This window comes from Rhodoferax sp. GW821-FHT07F03 (assembly GCF_059418745.1).
The window spans coordinates 247993-268045 of record NZ_JBWKQM010000003.1 but is presented as its reverse complement, the minus strand read 5'-3'; the positions used below and the strand labels follow the sequence as shown (position 1 = coordinate 268045).

Genomic DNA, 20053 nt, shown 5'->3' with positions numbered 1-20053 from the left:
CGCATTGCTACAAACAAAATAGCACCCAGCGCAGATATTGTCTGCGCTGGGTGCTATTTTGATGCTTCAAGACAAGCTGCTGCCCGTAGGCAAACAGGCCGCCCAGCGGGTGCTCAGGGCTGGGTGCCTTGGGCCACCAGGCTGCCGGCATCCCAGCCGCCGCCGAGTGCCTTGTACAGGCTGACCACCGCGTTCAGCTGGGTGCGTTGCGCGTCGATCAGGCCGGACTCGGCCTGCATCAGATCGCGCTGCGCATTCAGCACATCCAGATAGCTGGAATAGCCGCCCTTGTAGCGCAGGTCCGCCAGGCGCAAGGTATCGCGCAATGCCGCGATGCGCTTGGCCGTGGTGGCGGTGATCTCGTTGCCGGTAGACACATTGTTCAAGGCGTCATGGACATCACGGAAGGCGTTTTGCACCGTCTGCGTGTACGTTGCCACGGCCTGCTGCTGGCGCGCATTGGCGGCTGCTTCCACAGCTTTCAGCGCACCGCCACGGAAAATGGGCTGGGTCAAATTGCCCACCAGGCTCCAGAACAAAGATGCCGGATCGAACAGGGTCGACATGTCTTTCGACTGCTGGCCCAAGCTTGCCGTCAAGCTGAACTTGGGGAAGTAGGCAGCGCGGGCCTGGCCGATGTCGGCATTGGCCGCAATCAGGCTTTGCTCGGCGCTGACCACGTCGGGCCGGCGTGTCAGCACGTCGGACGGCAGGTCCGCAGGAATCGGTTGGGCGGCGTACAGCTTGCCCAGTTCCGCACCGCGTGCCAGCACCGGATGCACGATGTCGCTGGGCTTGCGGCCCAGCAACACGGCCAGGGCCGACTCGGCATTGCTGCGGCTTTGGCGAGTCTGTTGCAGCGTGGCTTCGATGCTGGCGGCTTCGGACTCGGCCTGGCGCATATCCAGCTCGCCGATCACACCGGCGTCGAAGCGGCGCTTTTGCAAGCGCAGGTTCTCTTGCCGGGTGGCCAGGGTTTGTTCGGCCAGCGTTGTTTGCGCATCCAGTCCGCGCAGTGCAAAGTAGCTTTGCGCCACGTTGGCGTACAGCGAGGTCAGCACCGTTCCGCGGCTGGCGGCCTGGCTGAGCAGGCGGGCCCGCGCGGCCTCGTCGGCACGTGCGTACCGGCCCCAGAAGTCAATCTCGTAGCTGGCGGTCAGGCCCAGCTGGCGGTCATTCGAATGCGGGTCTGCACCGGGGGTGGAAAAGCTGGCTGAATTCTCGCTGGCACGCCGACGCGTGGCGCTGGCATTCAGGTCCACCGTCGGGTAGAAGTTGGACAAGTTCTGGTCCACAGTGGCACGGGCTTCGGCGATACGGGCCGTGGCCAGGGCCAGGTCCTGGCTGTTGCTGGAGGCTTCCTGCAGCAAGCTGTCCAGCACCGGGTCCTGGAAGCCCTTCCACCAACTCAGCCAGTCCACATTGGTGGCTGTGCCGTTCACCGACAGCGTGGCGGGCACATCCAGCTCAGGCCGTTTGTAGTCAGGGCCAACAGGTGCAATACCGCAGGCAGACAGTACGCCAGCCGCTATCAGCGTTATAGCAAATTTAGGCATGCGCTTAAACATGGGCCGCTCCTTCGCCGTGGGCGGGTTTGTTCACGCTGTCGAAGTCTTCCGGATTGCTGCGGAAGTTCCAGTCGTTCACCAATTTAAAGAACAGCGGCACCAGGAACACCGCCAGGAAGGTCGCCGCAATCATGCCGCCGACCACGCCCGTACCAATGGACTGGCGCGCTGCCGCGCCAGCGCCGGTGGAGATGGCCAAGGGCACCACGCCCAGAATAAAGGCCAGCGAGGTCATGATGATGGGCCGGAAGCGCAGGCGTGCGGCTTCCAGGGCCGCAGCCACTGGCGTCATGCCGTCGTGCACCTTCATCATCGCGAACTCCACAATCAGAATCGCGTTCTTCGCCGATAGCCCCAGCAGCGTGACCAGACCAATCTGGAAGTACACGTCGTTCGCATGGTTGCGCAAGTACACCGCCACCAAGGCACCGAAGATACCGAAGGGCAGAGCCAACAGCACCGAGAACGGCAGCGACCACTTTTCATACTGCGCGGCCAGGATCAAGAAGATCATCACAAAGCCCGCGCCAATGGCCAGGCCCGCCGCGCCGCTGCTACGCTTTTGCTGGAACGCGGTACCGCCCCAGTCGAAACCCACGTCAGAAGGCAGCACCTTGTTGGCAGCGCGTTCCATGGCGGCAATCGCCTGGCCCGAGCTGAAACCTGGCTTGGGATCGCCCAGGATCTGGATGGACGGCAGCGCGTTGAAATGCTGCACGGACTCAGGACCGGCCACGAACTTCACGTCCGCCACCGAGCGCAGCTGGATCATCTTGCCGGCGTTGGAACGCACATACAGCGCGCCAATGTCGTCTGGCTTGGAACGGAACTGGCCTTCGGCCTGCATCAGCACCTGGTAGATACGGCCGCTCTTGTTGAAGTCGTTCACGTAGTAGCTGCCCAGCGTGGCCGCCAGCGTGTTGTAGATGTCGGCCACGGCGATGCCCATGGAGCGCGCCTTTTCGGTATCCACGCTCACAAACAGCTGGGGCGAGTTGGCTTGCCACAGCGTCTTCACGCCTTGCAGCTCGGGCTGCTTGTTGGCTTCTTCCAGCAGGGCTGGCAGCAACTGGGCCAGGCGGCGCACACCGCCGTCACCCTTGTTCTGCATGTAGAACTCGAAGCCACCGGTCTGGCCCAGGCCCTGGATCGCCGGCGGGCCGAAGGCCAGCGGCAAACCTTCCTTGATGCCGCCCGTCTTCATGTAGTACTCGCCCACCAACTGTTGGGCGGACTGGTCACGCTCGGCCCAAGGCTTCAGCGGGAAGAACATGGTGGCCGCCGACGACTTCAAGCCGCCGCCACCCAGGAAGTTCAAGCCCACCAAGCTGAACGTGGTGTCGATGTTCTTGTTACCGCCCACAGCGGCTTCGACCTGCTTGACCACCTGGTTGGTACGGTCCAGCGACGAGCCTTCCGGCAGGATGACCGCGGCAATGTAGTAGCCCTGGTCTTCGTCCGGCACCAGGCTGCTGGGCACGAGCTTGAACAGCACGCCGGTCAGCGCGCCCATGGCAACGAACAACACCAGACCCAGCACGCCACGCTTCAGGAAGAAGGCCACACCCTTGGTATAGCGGTGGGTCAGGTTGCTGAAGCTCTTGTTGAACCAGGTAAATACCTTGTTCTTGCGCTCCGCACCCGGCTTGAGCAACACGGCGCAAAGTGCCGGCGTCAAGGTCAACGCCACGATGCCAGACAGGCAAACGGCGATGGTGATGGTCACCGAGAACTGGCGGTACAACTCGCCCGCCAAGCCGCCCAGGAAGGCTACTGGAATGAAGGCCGCGCACAGCACCAGCACGATGGCGACCACCGGGCCGGTCACTTCACGCATGGCTTCAATCGCGGCTTCGCGCGGCGTCATACCCTCTTCATGCATCAGGCGCTCGACGTTTTCCAGCACCACGATGGCGTCATCCACCACGATACCGATGGCCAGCACCATGCCGAACAGGGTCAGCGTGTTGATGCTGTAGCCCAGCAGATGCAGACCCGCCATGGTGCCGATCAGCGACACCGGCACGGCCAGCGTCGGGATGATGGTGGCGCGCCAGCTTTGCAGGAACACATACACCACGATGAACACCAGCACCATGGCTTCCGCCAGGGTCTTCAGCACTTCGTGGATGGACTCCGTCACGAAAGGCGTGGTGTCGTAGGGGGTGGAGTAGGTCAGGCCTTCAGGAAACTTGGCCTTGAGCTCCTGCAGGGTTTTTTCCACCGCTTCACGGGTTTCCAGCGCATTCGCGCCGGTCTGCAAGAAGATACCGACAGGCACCGTGGGGTGGCCGTTCACGCGGCCGTAGAAGTTGTAGTCCTTGGCACCCAGCTCAACACGTGCCACGTCCTTGACGCGAACAATGGCACCATTGGCGCCGCTACGCACCACGATGTTGGCAAAGTCCTCCGGCTCCAGCAAGCGGCCCTTGGCGGTGACCGTGAGCGTCAGCTCTTCGGTATTGTTCGGCGGCGCGCCGATCTTGCCTGCCGCGTACTGCGCGTTCTGCTCGGTGATGGCGCCAGAAATATCACCCACCGTGATGCCCAGCTGGGCCATGCGGTCCGGGCGCAGCCAGATACGCATGGCGTAGTCCTTGGCACCGAAGATCTGCACATTGGTGGTACCGGGCACGCGCTTGATGGCGTCCAGCACGTTTTGCGTCACGTAGTTGGAGATGTACAGCGCGTCATAGCGGTCGTCGGGCGAGTAGATCGCCGCCACCGTCATGAAACTGGCCGAGCTCTTGGCCACGGTCACGCCCTGGCGCTGCACCTCTTGCGGCAGCTTGCTCAGCACCTGGTTCACGCGGTTGTTCACGTTCACCGCGGCGATGTCCAGGTCGGTACCGACGTCAAAAGTGATGCTGATGGACACCGCGCCGTCACCGGACGAGGTAGAGCTCATGTAGAGCATCTTCTCGACGCCGTTGATGGCCTGCTCGATAGGTGCAGCCACGGTGGTTTCCAGCACTTCGGCCGAAGCACCGGGGTAGACCGCACTAACGCTCACCACCGGTGGCGAGATTTCCGGGTAGCGCGAGATCGGCAGCACACGCATGGCTGCCAACCCGGCAAGCACCAGGAACAGCGATAGCACCGTCGCGAAGATCGGACGGTCAATAAAAAACTTGGAAAACATGGGTCAGTTGCTCCTTATTTCGAAGCAGCTTGCGCAGCACTGGCGGGCGCTGCAGGTGGTTTTTCTGCGGAAGCAGGCGCGGCAGCGGGCTGACCGTTGGCGGCCTTGGCCACATAGGGCACAGGCTTCACAGTCATGCCGGGCTCATGGGCTTTGATGAAGCCTTCGACCAGCACGCGGTCGCCGCTTTGCAAGCCCTTGGTGACGATCCATTCGCCCTTGCTCCAGCCGTCCAGCTCCACCGGGTGGGGTACCAGCTTGTCGTCCGGCGACACGGTGAACACCATCTTGCCCATGGGGCTGTCGATCACCGCGCGCTGTGGCACGGTGATGGAGTTCGGACGGCTGGCGCCGCTGAGCAGCACGCGCACGAACTGGCCGGGGCGCAAGCTGCCATCGGGGTTAGGGATCTCGGCACGGGCGTCAAAGCTGCCGGTTTGCGGATTCACCTTTTCGCTGGCGAAATTGAGCTTGCCGGCGCGTGGGAAGATGCTGCCATCGGCCTGCTTCACATTGACGGTAAAGCCCAGGCTGCCGTTGGCCGACCGCTGGCCGGGCACGCTAAGCTGGCCCGTACTCACTTGCTTGGTCATGCGCAGCAAATCGCTTTCCGATACGCTGAAGTTCACATACATCGGGTTGGTTTGCACGATCGTGGTCAGCAGGCTGTCGCTGGCCGACACCAGGGCGCCATCCGACTTGGATGCCGTGCCGGTGGTGCCGCTGATGGGGGCCACCACCTTGGTGTAACCCAGGTTCAGGCGGGCTTCGTTGGCCTGGGCCTGGGCCTGCTTCAGCGAGGCTTCAGCGGATTCCAGGGTGGACTTGCTGTCATCAAATTCTTTTTGGCTGATGGCTTTTTCAGCCGCCAACGGGGCCAGGCGGGCCTGGTCACGGCGGGCCTGGTTGACCTTGGCCTGGGCTACAGCCACATTGGCCTCTGCCGAAGCAACCTGGGTCTGGAAGGTACCAGGATCGATCTGGAACAAGGGCGTGCCGGCCTTGACCAGCGAACCTTCTTCGTACAAACGCTTTTCCAGAATACCGGCCACACGCGCACGCACCTCGGTTTCACGCGAACCGGCGGTCTGGCCCACATATTCCAGCTCAACCGAATGGGCCTGGGCCTGCACCGTGACCACGGACACCTCGGGCGGCGGCATCGCGCCACCCGGACCGCCCGCCGCACCGGTGGACTTGCCGCAAGCCACCAGCGCCAAAGGCAGGGCCGCCAACAAAAATGGGGATATCCAACGCCGGCGCGCAAAGCGGGCGTTGCGGTTGTCGGTCGATGAAGCGCGAGGAGATGCGATGGACATAGACATAGATGGTTTAATTGGATGGTGTAGTATCACATACATTCACGTATGTTTGTTTCAACTACGTTACTAACTATTACAGCAGCAAGAGACACGACCATGGCTAGAAAAACCAAAGAGGACGCTGAGCAAACCTATGCCGCGTTACTGGAAGCCGCGGAGCAGATGTTCTTTGACAAAGGTGTTGCCCACACCACGCTGAATGACATCGCCGCCGCGGCAGGAATGACGCGGGGCGCTATTTACTGGCACTTCAAGGACAAGGCCGACGTACTGCAAGCGCTGATTGCACAGGCCATGTTACCGATGGAGGCCATGCTTGTCGAACTTGATATATGCGCCGACGCCAATCCGCTGGCCGCGCTGCGCCAGATGTGCGTACGGGCACTGACAACGCTGGCCGGCTCGCCCCGGCAGCAGCGGGTGTTCAGCATCATGTTTTTCAAGTGCGAAAACATCGGCGAAGTCGTCACCGTAATGGAGAACAAGCTGGCACGGCGCGATGAATGCTTCACCCAGATCCAGGGTATTTTGGTACGCGCAGTGGGCAACGGCCAACTGCCAGCCGACACCGATGTATTCCTGGCTCAGCAAACCATCAATTTCTTTATCGCCGGCACCATGCGCGAATGGCTGCTGTCGCCTGACAGCTTCTCGCTGGAGAAAGCTGCGCCATCGATGGTGGATATGGTGATGGCCGGCCTGCAAACCAATCCGCCGCGCACCCCAAGCAACTAACACAGCGCGAAGTACCTCGCAAAAGGCCGCTACAGTCTGGCCCCATGCAAGGCCTGCACCTCACCGCCGATCTCCACCACTGCCGCTGCGCCAGCGCCTGGCTGCTGGATGCACAGCTGCTGGGCGTGGCCTGCCGCGATGCCGTTCAGGCCGCTGGCCTGCAGGCCGTGGGCGAACTATTCCATAGTTTTCCGGCTACAGCGCAGGGGCCAGGCGGGGTTACCGCTACCATTTTGCTAGCAGAATCACACTTGTGCGTGCACACCTGGCCCGAGCAGTCGGCCGTGACGCTGGATGTGTACGTGTGCAATTTCGGCGCCGACCACTCGGCCAAAGCCCAGCTGCTGCTGGACAGCCTGATCGCACTATTCATGCCCGGCCGCACCGAGCACCACCGCCTGCAGCGCGGCACACTGGCCCCGCAGCCGGGCTGACGCCATGCCGGCCCTGCCCCACCTACGCCCCTACCAACGCATTTACGCACTGGTGTGGCTGCGCCGTGTCAGCGCCCTGCTGGTTTTGCCGATCTGCGTCTGGGGCCTGGCCCGCCACCAGTGGTGGCCGGCGCTGGTCCTGCCCATGGGCGCCATGCTGTGGACAGCCCTGCGCGCCTGGGAGCAAAGCCTGCGCCGCCAATTCATACGCGACGCGGAATTTCCACGCTTTCTGGCCGCCAAAGTTCTGGAAGCCCACCCCGGCCTGCAGCCGCGCGATGCCGAGCTGGTGCTACGTGGCCTACGCCAGTTCTTCATGGCCTATCTGCGCAGCGGCCGGCAGTTCGTAGGCATGCCCTCCAAGGTGGTGGACAGCGCCTGGCACGCCTACATCCTGCACACCCAGGGCTATGCGCTGTGGTGTGAACGCGCATTCGGCCACATGCTGCACCACACCCCCGCAGAGGCCATGGGCAGCAATGCCCGGCGCAACAACGGCCTGCGGCGCACCTGGTACTGGGCCTGCAAGGAAGAAAGCATCAACCCGCGCAAACCCGCGCGCCTGCCACTGCTGTTTGCACTGGACTCCAAGTTCGGCATCGAAGGCGGCTACCGCTACACGCCAGACTGCCACGCCGTAGGTGCGCAAAGCGATGCCGGCGGCTATTGCGGCACCGACTTTGGCGGCAACAGCAGCGATGGTGGCGGCTGTGGTGGCGGCGATTTCGGCGGCTCCGACAGCAGCTCCGACAGTAGTTCCAGTAGCAGCGACGGCGGCAGCTCCGATGGAGGCGGCTGTGGCGGTGGATGCGGCGGCGGAGGCGACTAGGCGCCGGGTATCATTCCCTTTCAACACAAGCTAACGGAGCACACCATGGCCTTGATGGACTTCATCCGCAAACAGTTCATTGACATCATCCAATGGACCGAGGACAGCGACGGCACACTGGCCTGGCGCTTCCCCATGGCCGACATGGAAATCCAGAACGGCGCCGCGCTGGTGGTGCGCGCCTCCCAGGTGGCGGTCTTCGTCAACGAAGGCCAGGTGGCCGATGTGTTTGGCCCCGGCACCCACAAGCTGACCACGCAGACCCTGCCGGTACTCACCTACCTGAAAAACTGGGACAAGCTGTTCGAGTCGCCCTTCAAGAGCGATGTCTACTTCTTCAGCACGCGCCAGCAGATCGACCAGAAATGGGGTACGCCCCAGCCCATCACCATTCGCGACAAGGACTTCGGCGCGGTGCGGCTGCGCGCCTTCGGCAACTACAGCTTCCGCGTGGCCGACCCCAAACTCTTTCACACCGAAATCTCCGGCACCCGCGACAGCTATGGCACGGCCGACCTGGACGGCCAGCTGCGCGGCCTGGTGTTGCAGAACATCAGCAACGCGATTGCCAGCAGCGGCATCCCCTTCCTGGACCTGGCGGCGAACCAGCAGGTCTTTGCCCAGGCGCTGAGCACCCAGCTGGCGCCGGAATTCGCCAAGATCGGCCTGCAGCTAGACGGCATGACGGTGCAAAACCTGTCCCTGCCCGAAGACCTGCAAAAGATACTGGACCAGAAAATTGGCATGGGAATGGTCGGCAACGACATGGGCAAGTTCATGCAGTACCAGACAGCGCAAGCCATCCCCAAATTCGCCGAGGGCGCGGGCTCGGGCGGCGGTGTGGCAGGCGACGCCATGGGCCTGGGCGCTGGCGTGGCCCTGGGCCAGGTGCTGGCGCAAAACCTGCAGACTGGCCTGCAAGGCGGTGCGGCCGCCGCCGCAGGCGTGAAGCCTGAGGAAGTCATGGCCACACTGGAAAAGCTGGGTGAGCTCAAATCCAAGGGCATCCTTACGCAAGAAGAGTTCGACGCCAAAAAGACTGAACTGCTGAAAAAATTGGTCTAGCCGCAACTTAGCTTCGTGGCGACACCCAACCTCCAGCGCGCCTACCGCGCGCCCTGCCCTGGCTGCGGCGCGCCGGTTGACTTCCTGAGCGCGCAGTCCACCCACGCCATCTGCGCCTACTGCCAGAGCATGGTGGTGCGCAATGGCGAAGTGCTGCAGCGCATCGGCAAGATGGCCGAGCTGTTCGACGACCACAGCCCGCTGCAGCTGCAAGCCAGCGGCCGCTGGAAAAACCAGGGCTTCACCCTGGTCGGTCGCCTGCAGTACAAATACGGCGAAGGCCGCTGGACCGAATGGATCGCCCTGCTGGACGATGGCAGCAGCGCTTTTCTGAGCGAAGATAACGGTGCCTACGTCTTCAGCACGCCGCTGCGCGCCGAGCGTGAGCTGCCGGATGCCGAACACCTGCGTGTCGGCGCGACCACCGCCATCAACGGCAAAAGCTGCAGCGTCGCCTCCCAGCAAACCGTGGCGCTGATGTCAGCCCAAGGCGAACTGCCGCGCCTGCCCGCACTGGGCCAGCCCTTTGCCATGGTGGATCTGCGCAGCCCCGAGGGCGAGGTGCTGAGCGTGGACTACGGCAGCCAGCCACCCAGCCTGTCCATAGGCACATCCGTACAGCTGGAAGAGCTGCAGCTGGTGGGCCTGCGCGAGGAATCGGTCAAAGACGAGCAAGGCCGCCAGTTCAACTGCCCGCAATGCGGCGCCTCGATTACCCCACTGCTGGCCAGCAGCAAAAGCCTGGCCTGCGGCTCTTGCCACAGCCTGATCGACTTGACGGCTGGCGTGGGTGGCGAGCTGCGGCATGCGGTGCAAGACGAGCCCATGCAGCCGCTGATCCCCCTGGGCACGGTCGGCAAGCTGCAGGGCGCCGACTGGCAAGTGGTGGGCTTCCAGCACCGCATGGGCACCGAGCCCGGCGAGGAAGACGAGCAATTCGGCTGGGAAGAATACCTGCTGTACCACCGCAAGCGCGGCTTCCTGTTTCTGGTGGATGCGACCGACGGCTGGAGCGTGGTCAAGCCCGCCACCGGCGCACCCACGCTGGCCAAAAATGGCCAGAGCGCCAGCTACCTGGGCACCCAATACCGGCTGCAGAGCACCTACCGCGCCGAAACCACCTATGTGGCGGGCGAGTTCTACTGGCAGGTGCGGCGCGGCCAGGTCACATCCAACCAGGACTTCAGCAGCGGCAAGGGCCTGCTGTCGCGCGAGCAGTCGCCGGGTGAAGTGACGTGGTCGGTGGGCAGCAAGATCGACAGCAGCCTGGTGGCCAGCGCCTTCAAGCTGGAGGCCAAGAAAGACCTGCTCAAACGCAGCGATGCCATGCCCCTGAGCCTGAACGGCAACAACATCAACATCAGCATGGGCACGGCGATATGGGTGTTCGTGATCCTGCTGCTGGTGTTATTCATGGTGACGCGCTGCTCCGACTGCGACCCGAATGTGCAGAACTGCAGTTCCTCGTCCAGCGGCGGCACCCGCACCTCGGGTGGCTCTTTCGGCGGCTTCTCATCGGGCGGCGGCCACAAGTAATTTTTGAAGGAGATCTCCATGGATATTGAATGGTTGAAAGCCGGGGTCGTCTTCGGCTCCATCGTGTACGCGCTGATCGGCGTGGTGATCTTTGGCCTGTGCTTTGTGGTGATGGACAAGCTCACACCCTACAAGCTGTGGGAAGAAATCATCGAGAAGCAAAACCTGGCGCTGGCGCTCGTTGTGGCCGCCATGTCTCTCGGCATCTGCATCATCGTGGCGGCAGCGATCCATTGAACTTGGCGGACAAACCCGGGCCGCGCCCGGTCGAGGTGGCGCTGCTCGCCTCGGTCTTCATCGTGTCGGCCTGCGGCCTGGTGTACGAGCTGGCGGCGGGCGCGCTGGCCTCGTACCTGCTGGGCGACTCGGTGCTGCAGTTTTCCACGGTGATCGGCAGCTACCTGTTCGCCATGGGCGTCGGCTCCTACCTGTCGCGCTTTTTCGAGCGCCAGCTGCCCGCCCACTTCTTACGCATAGAACTGCTGGTAGCGCTGGTAGGTGGTGCGCTTCCAGCTCTTCTTTTTATAGCAAACGCATATCTGCCCAATGCCTTTCGCCCGCTGCTCTACAGCCTGGTGATCCTGGTCGGCACGCTGGTGGGGCTGGAGATTCCGCTGGTCATGCGCATCCTCAAGCGCAATGTGGCGCTGCGCGACCTGGTGTCGCAGGTGCTGACCTTCGACTACCTGGGCGCTTTGGCTGTGTCGCTGGCCTTCCCCTTGGTGCTGGTGCCCCATCTGGGACTCATACGCACCGGCCTGCTGTTCGGCCTGATGAACGCCACGGTGGCGCTGTGGGCGCTGTGGCTGTTCCGGCACGACCTGCGCCAATTCAAGGCGCACGCGCTGGCCTGCGTGGCGACGCTGGCCGCGCTGGCCGCCGCCATGGCGGCTGCGGACCTGATTACCACCTGGGCCGAAGACAAGCTCTACCAGGACCGCGTGGTCATTGCTCAGACCACACCCTACCAGCGCATCGTGGTGACGCACAGCGCGGGCGAAGGCAAGGCCGGCTACCGCCTGTTCTTGAACGGCAATCTGCAGTTTGCCCAGCGTGACGAGTACCGCTACCACGAGGCTCTGGTGCACCCTGTGATGTCTGCCTTCTCGGCCAGCGGCGCGGCGCCGAAAAAGGTGGCCGTGCTGGGCGGTGGCGACGGCATGGCGGTGCGTGAAATCCTGAAGTACCCCGGCGTGGAAAGCATCACCCTGGTCGAGCTGGACCCGGCCATGACCACGCTGTTCTCCACCCAGCCAGCGCTGGTGCAGCTCAACGGCGGCGCCCTGCTCTCACCCAAGTTGCACATCGTCAACACCGACGCGTTCAACTGGCTGCAGACCAACACCGAGACCTTCGACGTGGTCATCGTGGACTTCCCCGACCCGACCAATTTCGCCATCGGCAAGCTCTACACCAACTCGTTCTACAGCCTGCTGGACCAGCGCCTGTCGGCCAGCGGCTATGCCGTGGTCCAGACCACATCGCCCCTGGTGGCGCGCAAGAGCTTCTGGACCGTCGCCACCACCATCGAATCCGTAGGCCTGCACACCACGCCCTACCACGCCCACGTGCCCAGCTTCGGCGAATGGGGCTACATCATCGCCAGCCGCCGGCCCTACCGCATCCCCACCACGCTGCCACCCGGTCTGCGCTTCCTCAGCCCGCCCAGCCTGCCCGCGCTGTTCGACTTCCCGCTGGACATGGCCCGCGTGCCCACCGAGGTAAACCGGCTGTCGAACCAGGTGCTGGTGACGACCTATGAAGAGGAATGGGGCAAGGTGGTGGCGCGCTAGAGGCTGGCCATCGCCACCCGTGCTGCTGCCAAGTCCCAGGCCGCTTGGCCCACGGTTTTAAAAACGGGCACGGCAGCTCCTGGGGCGAGTAAAGTGTCCAGCGCGAAGGCCAAATCCCGCACCTGCCCCCAGTCCACGCCAGCCTGCAGCAGATCGCCGGCCTCATGCCGGGCGCCGCCCAGATCGTCCACCACGATCTGCCGACTGTGCAGCAGTGCCGCAGGAAATTCCGCCATGTCCGGCTTGAACGCGCCCACGCCTATGGCCAAGGTCTGCGTGCCGATGTGGGCGGGAATAACCGGCGTGCGCGATGTCGTCAGGGCCAGCACCAGATCGGTGGCGGGCAAAGCATTGTCCATTTCGCTCACAGCCATGGCAGTGGCACGGGCCTGCGGATGCCTGGCCTGCAGGGCGATACAGAACGACTGGGCGGCCTCCAGGCTGCGCCCCGCAATCCAGAACTGCACCAGGCCCAGATGCTCGACCAGCGCGTCCGCATGGGCGGCAGCCTGGGCGCCCGTGCCGATCAGTAGCGCCGTCTTCGGTGTATGCGGCGCCAGCATCTGGATGCCCAGCAGGGTGACAGCAGCGGTGCGGCGCGCGGTGACGGTGGGACCGTCCAGCAAGGCCAGGCGGCGACCGGTGGCGGTGTCCATCACCACCACTTCGCCCTGGATAACAGGCAAACCCTGGGCGGCATTGCGCGGGTGCACGGTGACCAGCTTGGTCACGCTCAGGTCATGGCCCACGGCGGGCATGGCCAGCAGCACGCCGCCTTCGGCCATGGGCACGACCAGACGCTCGGGCGCCTGGATCTGTTGCTGCGCCAGCTCGCGCGCGGCCTGGGCCACGGCGGGCACCAGCTGCGCATAGGGCAAGGCTCGGGCAGTCTGTGCGGCGTTCAGTATCTGCATGGCGACCTCAGCGTAAAAAGAAGCCGGTGGGGAACGGGTCCAGCTCTTCCAGCACCCACTGGTGGTGGCCCATGATGTGGGCGCTGCCGGTGACCTCGGTGAGCGCGCCGTCGAAGTCGCCGACCTTTACCGCCTGTGTGACCTTCACCTCGAACTTGCTGCCGACGATGCTGCCGTTCACGTAGTTGGCGCCCAGGGCCAACTGGCCGCGCAGAAATAGCTGGGCCGCCCGGCCCGAGGTGCCGGTACCCGTAGGCGAGCGGTCCACCTCGCGGTCGGCAAACACGCAGACGTTGGACTGGTCCACGCCCGCACAGTTGGGTGCGCTGTCGATGATGCTGCCGTACAACTGGTCCAGCCCCGGCTCCAGCGGGTGCTGGATTTTTACTTTGGCCATGACTGCGGCCTTGGTTTCCTCACCCAGCTGGATCAGTTGACGGACCAGTTCCGGCTTCACCGTCAGCCCGGCCTGTTCGGCATTCAGGTAGTAATAGAACGCGCCGCCAAACACAATGTCGCCGCGCACCGTGCCAAAGCTGGAGGTCTGTACCTCCAGGTCGCGCAGGTAGATGAAGGCCGGCACGTTCTTGAAAGTGACCTTGCCGGCACGCTGGCCGTCCCACTCCACAAAGGCTTCGATAAAGCCTGCGGGTGCGTCAAAGCCTATGCGCGTCAGCGGGATGGTGCGCTCCACGTAACCCAGCTCCACCAACACCTTACCCAGGGCGATGATGCCGTGGCCGCACATATCGCTATAGCCCTCGTTGTGGATGAAAATCACGCCGAAGTCCGCACCCGGCGTGGTGGGCGGCAGCAGGTAGGCACCGTACATGTCGGCGTGGCCGCGCGGCTCGTTCATCAGGAACTGGCGCAGGTCGTCGCGGTGGGTCTTGAGCCAGGCGCGCTTCTCCAGAATACCGTTGCCCGGCACGGCCGGCATGCCGGACACCAGGATACGCAGCGGCTCGCCGCCGGTATGGGCATCCACGGTCTGGACGCTACGGACTAGATTCAACATGGTGGACTTTCAGCAGAAATTGGGCAAGGCATCTGGTTTTATTTTAACCAAACTGGTTTTAAAATTATGCCAATTCATGAAACACACTGCCCTCTCCACCACTGAACCCAGCCCGTCACCGCTGCGCGTGCCACAGCTCTACGAACTGGTCGCCGAGCGTTTAAAGAAATCCATACTAGACGGTAGCTACCCGCCCAGCTCGCGCCTGCCGGCCGAGCGCGACCTGGCCACCACCCTGGGCGTGGGCCGCGCCACGGTACGCGAAGCCATGGGCGAACTGGTCAACCAGGGCGTGGTGCAGACCAAGCCCAACTCCGGCTCCTTTGTGCGCGACAACGCGCTGGAAGTGATGCGCAGCATGAAGGCAGCCCCCACCCAGCCCGACACCAGCCCCCTATCCACCCTGGCCGCCCGGCTGGCCATAGAGCCGCTGATTGCCCAGTTTGCCGCCGCCGTGGGCCGCCGCGACGAGGAAATAGAACGCCTGCTGGACCTGATGGAGCGCACCAGCGACCTGGGCGACCCGGCCCAGCGCCGCGACTGGAACGAGGCCGACCGCCAGTTCCACCACCGCATCGCCCTGATGACCGGCAACCCGGTGATGCAGGCCATCGCCCAGGTGGTGGCCGCAGCGGTGGACGAGCCGCTATGGCGCCAACTGCGCGACTACGGCATCCACGACCCGGCCCGTGCCCGGCTGTATGTGTACGAGCACCGGCTGATCTACGAGGCGATTGCCACCGGCAACCAGGACGCGGCCGGCTTCTACGTACGGCAGCACCTGGAGCGGGTGCAAAAGGACATGCTGGCGACCTGAAACCATCTATAACTAGGGTTTAGACAGCCCACAGGAGTCCGTTATGCGCCGCTTCATTTACACATTGCTCACCGCCAGTCTGCTCACCTGCGGGGCCGCGCAGGCCAAGGGCACCATGTCCGAAACCAACTCGGACGACCACCTGAAAGCCGCGCAGGCCGCCATCCAGGCGCGCAATTGGGGCCTGGCGCAGACCGAGCTGGACACGGCAGTGCGTGCCGACCCGCGCAACGCCGACATCCACAACCTGATGGGCTACACCGCCCGCAAAAGCCCCACGCCGAACCTGGCCAAGGCCTTTGAGCACTACAAGATCGCGCTGCAACTGAACCCCAAGCACCGCGGCGCGCACGAGTACATTGGCGAGGCCTATCTGATGAACCAACAACCCGCCGAAGCCCAAAAGCACCTGGCCGCACTGGAGCAAATATGCGGCAACCGCAGTTGCGAAGAATACGAAGACCTGGCCAAAGCGATCTCGGACTACCAGGCCAGCCACCCGTAAATACATCCTCAGGAGCCAACGCCCCGCCCATGCACCGCCGCCAGTTTCTCGCCACCGCCAGCACCCTGCCCCTGCTGGCTTGCCAAAGCCCATCCGAGATCACGGGCGGCTTCACGGGTATCAACTTCGAGCGCGGCCACCTGCTGCGCGACACCAGCAGCTACCCTGCGCCCAGCGTCACCCGCCGCACCGATGTGCTGATCGCCGGCGGCGGCGTGGCCGGCCTGGCGGCGGCGCGGGCCTTGCGCTTGAAAGGTGTTGAAGACTTCGCCCTGCTGGAGCTGGAGGACAGCGCCGGCGGCAACAGCCGGGGCGGCGCGGTAGACGGTATCGCCTGCCCGCTGGGCGCGCACTACCTGCCCGTGCCCGGCGACGATGCACCCGATGTGCAGGACCTGCTGGAAGAGCTGGGCCTGCGCAAGCGCGTGGCGGGTCGCTGGGAATACGAGGAACGCCATCTGTGCCACAGCCCGCAGGAGCGGCTATACCTGCACGGCGCCTGGCAGGACGGCCTGCTGCCGGTGGCCGGTGTGGGTGCCGACACGCTGTCCCAGTACCAGAAGATGGCCACGCTGGTGGAACAGTTGCGTGCACAGACACACTGGACCATTCCCATGTCAAATCGGCCGCTGGCGCAGGTACAACGTGCGCTGGCAGCTATCACTTTCGCAGCATGGCTGGAGCAGAACGGCCTGAACGACAGCTATCTGCGTTGGTACCTGGACTACTGCTGCCGCGACGACTTTGGCGCGGGTGCCGCTACCGTTTCGGCCTGGGCCGGCATCCACTACTTCGCCAGCCGCCACGGCTTCCACGCGCCGGGCGCAGATACCGGTGAACGTGACAGCGTACTGACCTGGCCCGAAGGCAATGCCTGGCTGACGCGCCGCCTGGCCGCGCCTTTAGGTGAGCGCTTGCACACCGGCCAGGTGGTGGTGCGCATAGCTGCGACCAAGCAGGGTGTGGAGGTGGATGCCTACAACACAGCCACCCACGCACTGGAGCGCTGGCAAGCACGCCGCGCCATCGTGGCGCTGCCGGTGTTCATTGCCGCACGCGTGCTGCAGAACCCGCCGGACTTCCTGCGCCAAGCCGTCGCTGCTACCACCTACGCGCCCTGGCTGGTGGCGAACATCCACATTGAGGCGCCGCTGTACGACCGCCCCGGCCCGGCGCCCAGCTGGGACAACGTGCTGTACCAGGCTCCCGGCCTGGGCTATGTGGACGCCATGCACCAAAGCCTGCAGCCGGTGCCCGGCGCCACGGTACTGAGCTACTACCGCGCACTGGGCGATGTGCCGGACGGCCGGCGCATGCTGCTGGAAAAACCCTGGGCACAGTGGCGCGACGAGATCCTGGCCGAGCTGGCTGCAGCCCACCCGGACATCCGCGGCAAAACCAAGCGCATCGACATCACCCGCTACGGCCACGCCATGGCCATACCCACACCCGCACTTTCAAGCCAAATCGGCCTGCAGCGCACGTTTAACCTGCGCGAGCAGCTACAAAAAACAGAGCATATTACCTTCGCGCACAGCGACTGGGCGGGTTACTCGGTGTTCGAAGAAGCCTTCACCCAGGGCCATCTGGCGGGGCTGGCAGGCGCGCTCAGCTAGGCTTCTTGGGGTCGAAATGGGTGGCACCGCTGCCGCCCGCCACCGAGTACAGCGCACCGGGTGCATTGCGGGTCTGTTGGAACTGCTCCAGCGTTTCGCCGCGCATGGCAGCGTAGATGTGCAGGTTCGACACGCCCAGCACCGCGCCCAGCTTTTCCAGCACGAAGAAGATCGCGCCGTAGTGCAGCAGGCCGCGCCAGTCGCGGGCGCGCAGCAGGCTGCACTCCTGCTCGGATAAGTCGGCGGCGGCAAAGCTGGCCTCGGGGTCGACTAGGAAGGCGGTGCGGTGCGCGGGCTGCACCATGGCGTGCAGATAGCGGTTCAAGCGGTAGGCCTGTGCGCTGCGCTTCAAGTCGAAAGGGTACGTGCCCCTGAGCGACTGGGCACCGTCCAGTTGGCGCGCCATATGCGCCTGGTGGCGGGCAATCTCGCCGGCCTGGGCGGGTGCGGCCAGGTTTTCATAGATGGCGGTGGCGATGCCGGTCATGGACGGCAGGTAGTAGCTCTGGTGCAGCTTGCGCACCTGGCTGGACAGGGCGCCGCGCATGGTCAGCCACATGATGACCTCGGCGCCCTCCAGCCCACCCAGCTCGGCGTATTCGGCCTGGGTCATCTCCGTCAGGCGCTGCGGGTCGTTTTCAAACATCTCCAGAAAGCGGGCGTCCCAGGCCGGGTTGTTGAAACCGGCGCGCTCACCGTGCACCTGGTGCGACAGGCCACCGGTAGCCACGATGGCCACGCGCAGGTCTTCGGGGTAGCTCTCGATGGCGCGGCGCAGCGCCTGGCCCAGCTTGTAGCAGCGGCGTGCGCTGGGTACGGGGAACTGCAGCACGCCCATCTGCAAGGGCACCACCTGCACCGGCCAGGCGGGCTCGTGCGGGCACAGCATGGACAGGGGCGAAAAGCAGCCGTGGTCCAGCGGCTTGTCCTGGAAGAATGACATATCGAACTCATCCGCCACCAGCGACTGGCCGATGTGCGCGGCCAGCGCCGGATGGCCTGGCACCGTGGGCAGGTCGCGCGCGCCGCCGCCCTCGTCGGCCACCTTCCACTCGGGTCCCACGCCCAAGGCAAAGGCCGAGTAGTGGTCGAAGAAGAAGGAGGTGATGTGGTCGTTGTAGATGAACAGCAGCACGTCGGGCTTTTTGTCCTGCAGCCAGGCCTGCACCGGGGCAAAGGCCTCGAAGATGGGCGCCCAGACCGGGTCATCCTGCTTGTTGCGGTCGAAAGCGAAGCCAATCGTTGGCGTGTGGGATGCGGCAATACCGCCAATGATGGTGGCCATGGTTTTCTTTCTAATAAGCGAAGCGCTCAGTGCGCTCTCTGTGATGCGTAGGGAATCGTCGGGGTGTTCGCAATACCGCGGCGGTTCAGCAAAATCGCCAGACCGGCCAGCACCGCAGGTACGGCCAGCACGGTGAAGATACCTTCAAAGCCCCAACCCAGGCTGAGCAACAGGCCGCCAATGGATGAGCCCATGATGCTGCCCAGGCGGCCCACGCCCAGCATCCAGCTCACGCCGGTGGCGCGGGCCATGGTGGGGTAGCAACCAGGGGCAAAACCGTTCAGCCCGGTCTGCGCACCGCTCAGGCAGAAGCCCACAGCCACCACCAAAGCGACGATGGAGGCGGACATCAGACCGTTCAGGCCCATCACGACCAGGGCCACAGCTCCCAGAATGTAGGCACCGGCGATAACCTTATTCGGATTCATGCGGTCCATCAGCCAGCCGACCAGCAGCGCGCCCACGGTGCCGCCCAGCTGGAACATGGCCGTCACATTGGCGGCGCGGTCCACCGACATGCCGGCGTCTTTCATCATGGTGGGCAACCAGCTGGTGGTCAGGTAGATCACCAGCAAGCCCATGAAATAGGTCACCCACAGGGTGATGGTGCGCAGGCGAAAGCCCTGGTGGAACAGCACGGCCAGGGGTTGGCGCGCGCCCACGGCGGCTTCGCCGGAGATGAATTCCTGCACGCCGTGCAAGGCGCTTTGGCTGACCTTGGCCAGCACTTTGCTGATCTGGCCCGCGGTGTAGCCGCGCGTCACCATGAAGCGCGCCGACTCAGGCAGGAAGAAGAACAGCATGGGCAGCAGCAGCAAGGGCAAGGCGCCGCCCATCACCAGCACAGACTGCCAGCCAAACGCCGGTATCAGCGCCGCGGCCGCAAAGCCCACCATGGCCGAACCCAGGTTGAAGCCGGTGAACATGATGGCCACCAGAAAGGCACGCCGGCGCTCTGGCACGTATTCAGACAGCAGCGTAGTGGCATTGGGCATGGCCGCGCCCAGGCCCAGGCCGGTCAGCAGGCGCAGCAAGGCCATTTCGGTGGGGTTGCGTGCGAATGCGGTAAACAAGGTGCACAGGCCAAAGCCCAGCACCGACAACAGCAGCACCTTGCGGCGGCCAAACCAGTCTGAAGACGAACCGGCGAACAGGGCGCCCAGCGCCAAGCCGATGGGGGCCGCCCCCATCACGATGCCGAAAGCGGGGCGCGAGATATGCCATTCGGCCAGGATGGACGGGGCGATGAAGCCCATGATGGCCACGTCCATGCCATCCACGGCGACGATCAAAAAGCACAGCACCACCAGCCACCACTGGTTGCGTGAGAGGGGTCTGCTGTTGATGAATTCCCGGACGTTCAGGGTAGGGGCAAGCTGCATGGCGAAAAAAGTCTCCGTTGTAATTTTTGAGAGCTGGCGCTGGAGCCAGATTTGCAAGGACCGCATTCTGGGCAGGCCGCTGACTTCCGCAC

General features: G+C 64.0%; 17 protein-coding genes. 10 read left to right on the top strand and 7 right to left on the bottom strand.

Annotated elements, in window-relative coordinates:
* Positions 1-113: 113 nt before the first annotated feature.
* From AC07R0_RS05840 to AC07R0_RS05830, 3 genes are read right to left on the bottom strand one after another with little or no spacing between them, the layout of a single operon-like run.
* The gene (locus AC07R0_RS05840; protein ID WP_495104146.1) at positions 114-1568 is read right to left on the bottom strand and encodes an efflux transporter outer membrane subunit; all 1455 of its coding nucleotides are present in this window, start codon (positions 1566-1568) and stop codon (positions 114-116) included.
* Positions 1561-4710 (bottom strand): efflux RND transporter permease subunit, encoded by a 3150-nt coding sequence (locus AC07R0_RS05835; protein WP_495075871.1) that lies wholly within the window; start codon positions 4708-4710, stop codon positions 1561-1563. Before AC07R0_RS05835 ends, AC07R0_RS05840 begins: the two co-directional genes overlap by 8 nt.
* A gap of 14 nt (positions 4711-4724) precedes the next feature.
* Positions 4725-6035 (bottom strand): efflux RND transporter periplasmic adaptor subunit, encoded by a 1311-nt coding sequence (locus AC07R0_RS05830; protein WP_495104145.1) that lies wholly within the window; start codon positions 6033-6035, stop codon positions 4725-4727.
* Positions 6036-6128: 93 nt separating this feature from the next.
* Between AC07R0_RS05830 and AC07R0_RS05825 the strand changes: the two genes are divergently transcribed.
* From AC07R0_RS05825 to AC07R0_RS05795, 7 genes are read left to right on the top strand one after another with little or no spacing between them, the layout of a single operon-like run.
* A complete protein-coding gene (locus tag AC07R0_RS05825) occupies positions 6129-6767 on the top strand; it encodes a TetR family transcriptional regulator (protein WP_495097984.1) in 639 nt (212 codons plus the stop codon).
* A 44-nt stretch (positions 6768-6811) separates the two neighbouring features.
* Positions 6812-7201 (top strand): S-adenosylmethionine decarboxylase family protein, encoded by a 390-nt coding sequence (locus tag AC07R0_RS05820; RefSeq protein WP_495075874.1) that lies wholly within the window; start codon positions 6812-6814, stop codon positions 7199-7201.
* Between the two features lie 4 nt (positions 7202-7205).
* Positions 7206-8030, top strand: coding sequence for a glycine-rich domain-containing protein (locus tag AC07R0_RS05815; RefSeq protein ID WP_495097983.1), 825 nt, complete (start codon positions 7206-7208; stop codon positions 8028-8030).
* A 45-nt stretch (positions 8031-8075) separates the two neighbouring features.
* Positions 8076-9095: an SPFH domain-containing protein gene (locus tag AC07R0_RS05810; RefSeq protein WP_495104144.1), complete on the top strand. Its 1020-nt coding sequence runs from the start codon at positions 8076-8078 to the stop codon at positions 9093-9095.
* A 15-nt stretch (positions 9096-9110) separates the two neighbouring features.
* Positions 9111-10631 (top strand): DUF4178 domain-containing protein, encoded by a 1521-nt coding sequence (locus AC07R0_RS05805; protein ID WP_495104143.1) that lies wholly within the window; start codon positions 9111-9113, stop codon positions 10629-10631.
* Positions 10632-10649: 18 nt separating this feature from the next.
* Entirely contained in the window at positions 10650-10868 is a 219-nt protein-coding gene (locus tag AC07R0_RS05800) for a DUF350 domain-containing protein (RefSeq protein ID WP_495075878.1), read from the top strand.
* A 2-nt stretch (positions 10869-10870) separates the two neighbouring features.
* Positions 10871-12424 carry a polyamine aminopropyltransferase gene (locus AC07R0_RS05795; protein WP_495104142.1) on the top strand — a complete coding sequence of 518 codons (1554 nt, stop codon included), beginning with the start codon at positions 10871-10873 and terminating at the stop codon, positions 12422-12424.
* On the opposite strand, the gene AC07R0_RS05790 is transcribed toward AC07R0_RS05795, so the two are convergent.
* Both AC07R0_RS05790 and AC07R0_RS05785 read right to left on the bottom strand, forming a co-directional pair.
* Positions 12421-13338 carry a delta(1)-pyrroline-2-carboxylate reductase family protein gene (locus AC07R0_RS05790; protein WP_495104141.1) on the bottom strand — a complete coding sequence of 306 codons (918 nt, stop codon included), beginning with the start codon at positions 13336-13338 and terminating at the stop codon, positions 12421-12423. The two genes, AC07R0_RS05795 and AC07R0_RS05790, sit on opposite strands and share 4 nt — an antisense overlap.
* Before the next feature lie 7 nt (positions 13339-13345).
* Positions 13346-14356, bottom strand: a complete 1011-nt coding sequence (locus tag AC07R0_RS05785; RefSeq protein ID WP_495104140.1) for a proline racemase family protein — start codon at positions 14354-14356, stop codon at positions 13346-13348.
* A 76-nt stretch (positions 14357-14432) separates the two neighbouring features.
* On the opposite strand from AC07R0_RS05785, the gene AC07R0_RS05780 reads away from it, so the two are divergent.
* The 3 genes from AC07R0_RS05780 to AC07R0_RS05770 are packed head-to-tail and all read left to right on the top strand — an operon-like array spanning position 14433 to position 17294.
* Complete coding sequence (locus AC07R0_RS05780; RefSeq protein WP_495104139.1) at positions 14433-15173, top strand: FadR/GntR family transcriptional regulator; 741 nt, start codon at positions 14433-14435, stop codon at positions 15171-15173.
* A gap of 43 nt (positions 15174-15216) precedes the next feature.
* Complete coding sequence (locus AC07R0_RS05775) at positions 15217-15678, top strand: tetratricopeptide repeat protein (RefSeq protein WP_495097975.1); 462 nt, start codon at positions 15217-15219, stop codon at positions 15676-15678.
* 29 nt (positions 15679-15707) lie between these two features.
* On the top strand, positions 15708-17294 hold the full coding sequence (locus AC07R0_RS05770; RefSeq protein ID WP_495104138.1) for an FAD-dependent oxidoreductase: 1587 nt from the start codon (positions 15708-15710) through the stop codon (positions 17292-17294).
* Here the strand turns inward: AC07R0_RS05770 and AC07R0_RS05765 are convergent.
* On the bottom strand, positions 17287-18579 hold the full coding sequence (locus AC07R0_RS05765) for a gallate dioxygenase (protein WP_495097973.1): 1293 nt from the start codon (positions 18577-18579) through the stop codon (positions 17287-17289). The genes AC07R0_RS05770 and AC07R0_RS05765 overlap by 8 nt on opposite strands.
* Positions 18580-18605: 26 nt before the next feature.
* Entirely contained in the window at positions 18606-19961 is a 1356-nt protein-coding gene (locus AC07R0_RS05760) for an MFS transporter (protein WP_495104137.1), read from the bottom strand.
* Between the last annotated feature and the right edge of the window lie 92 nt (positions 19962-20053).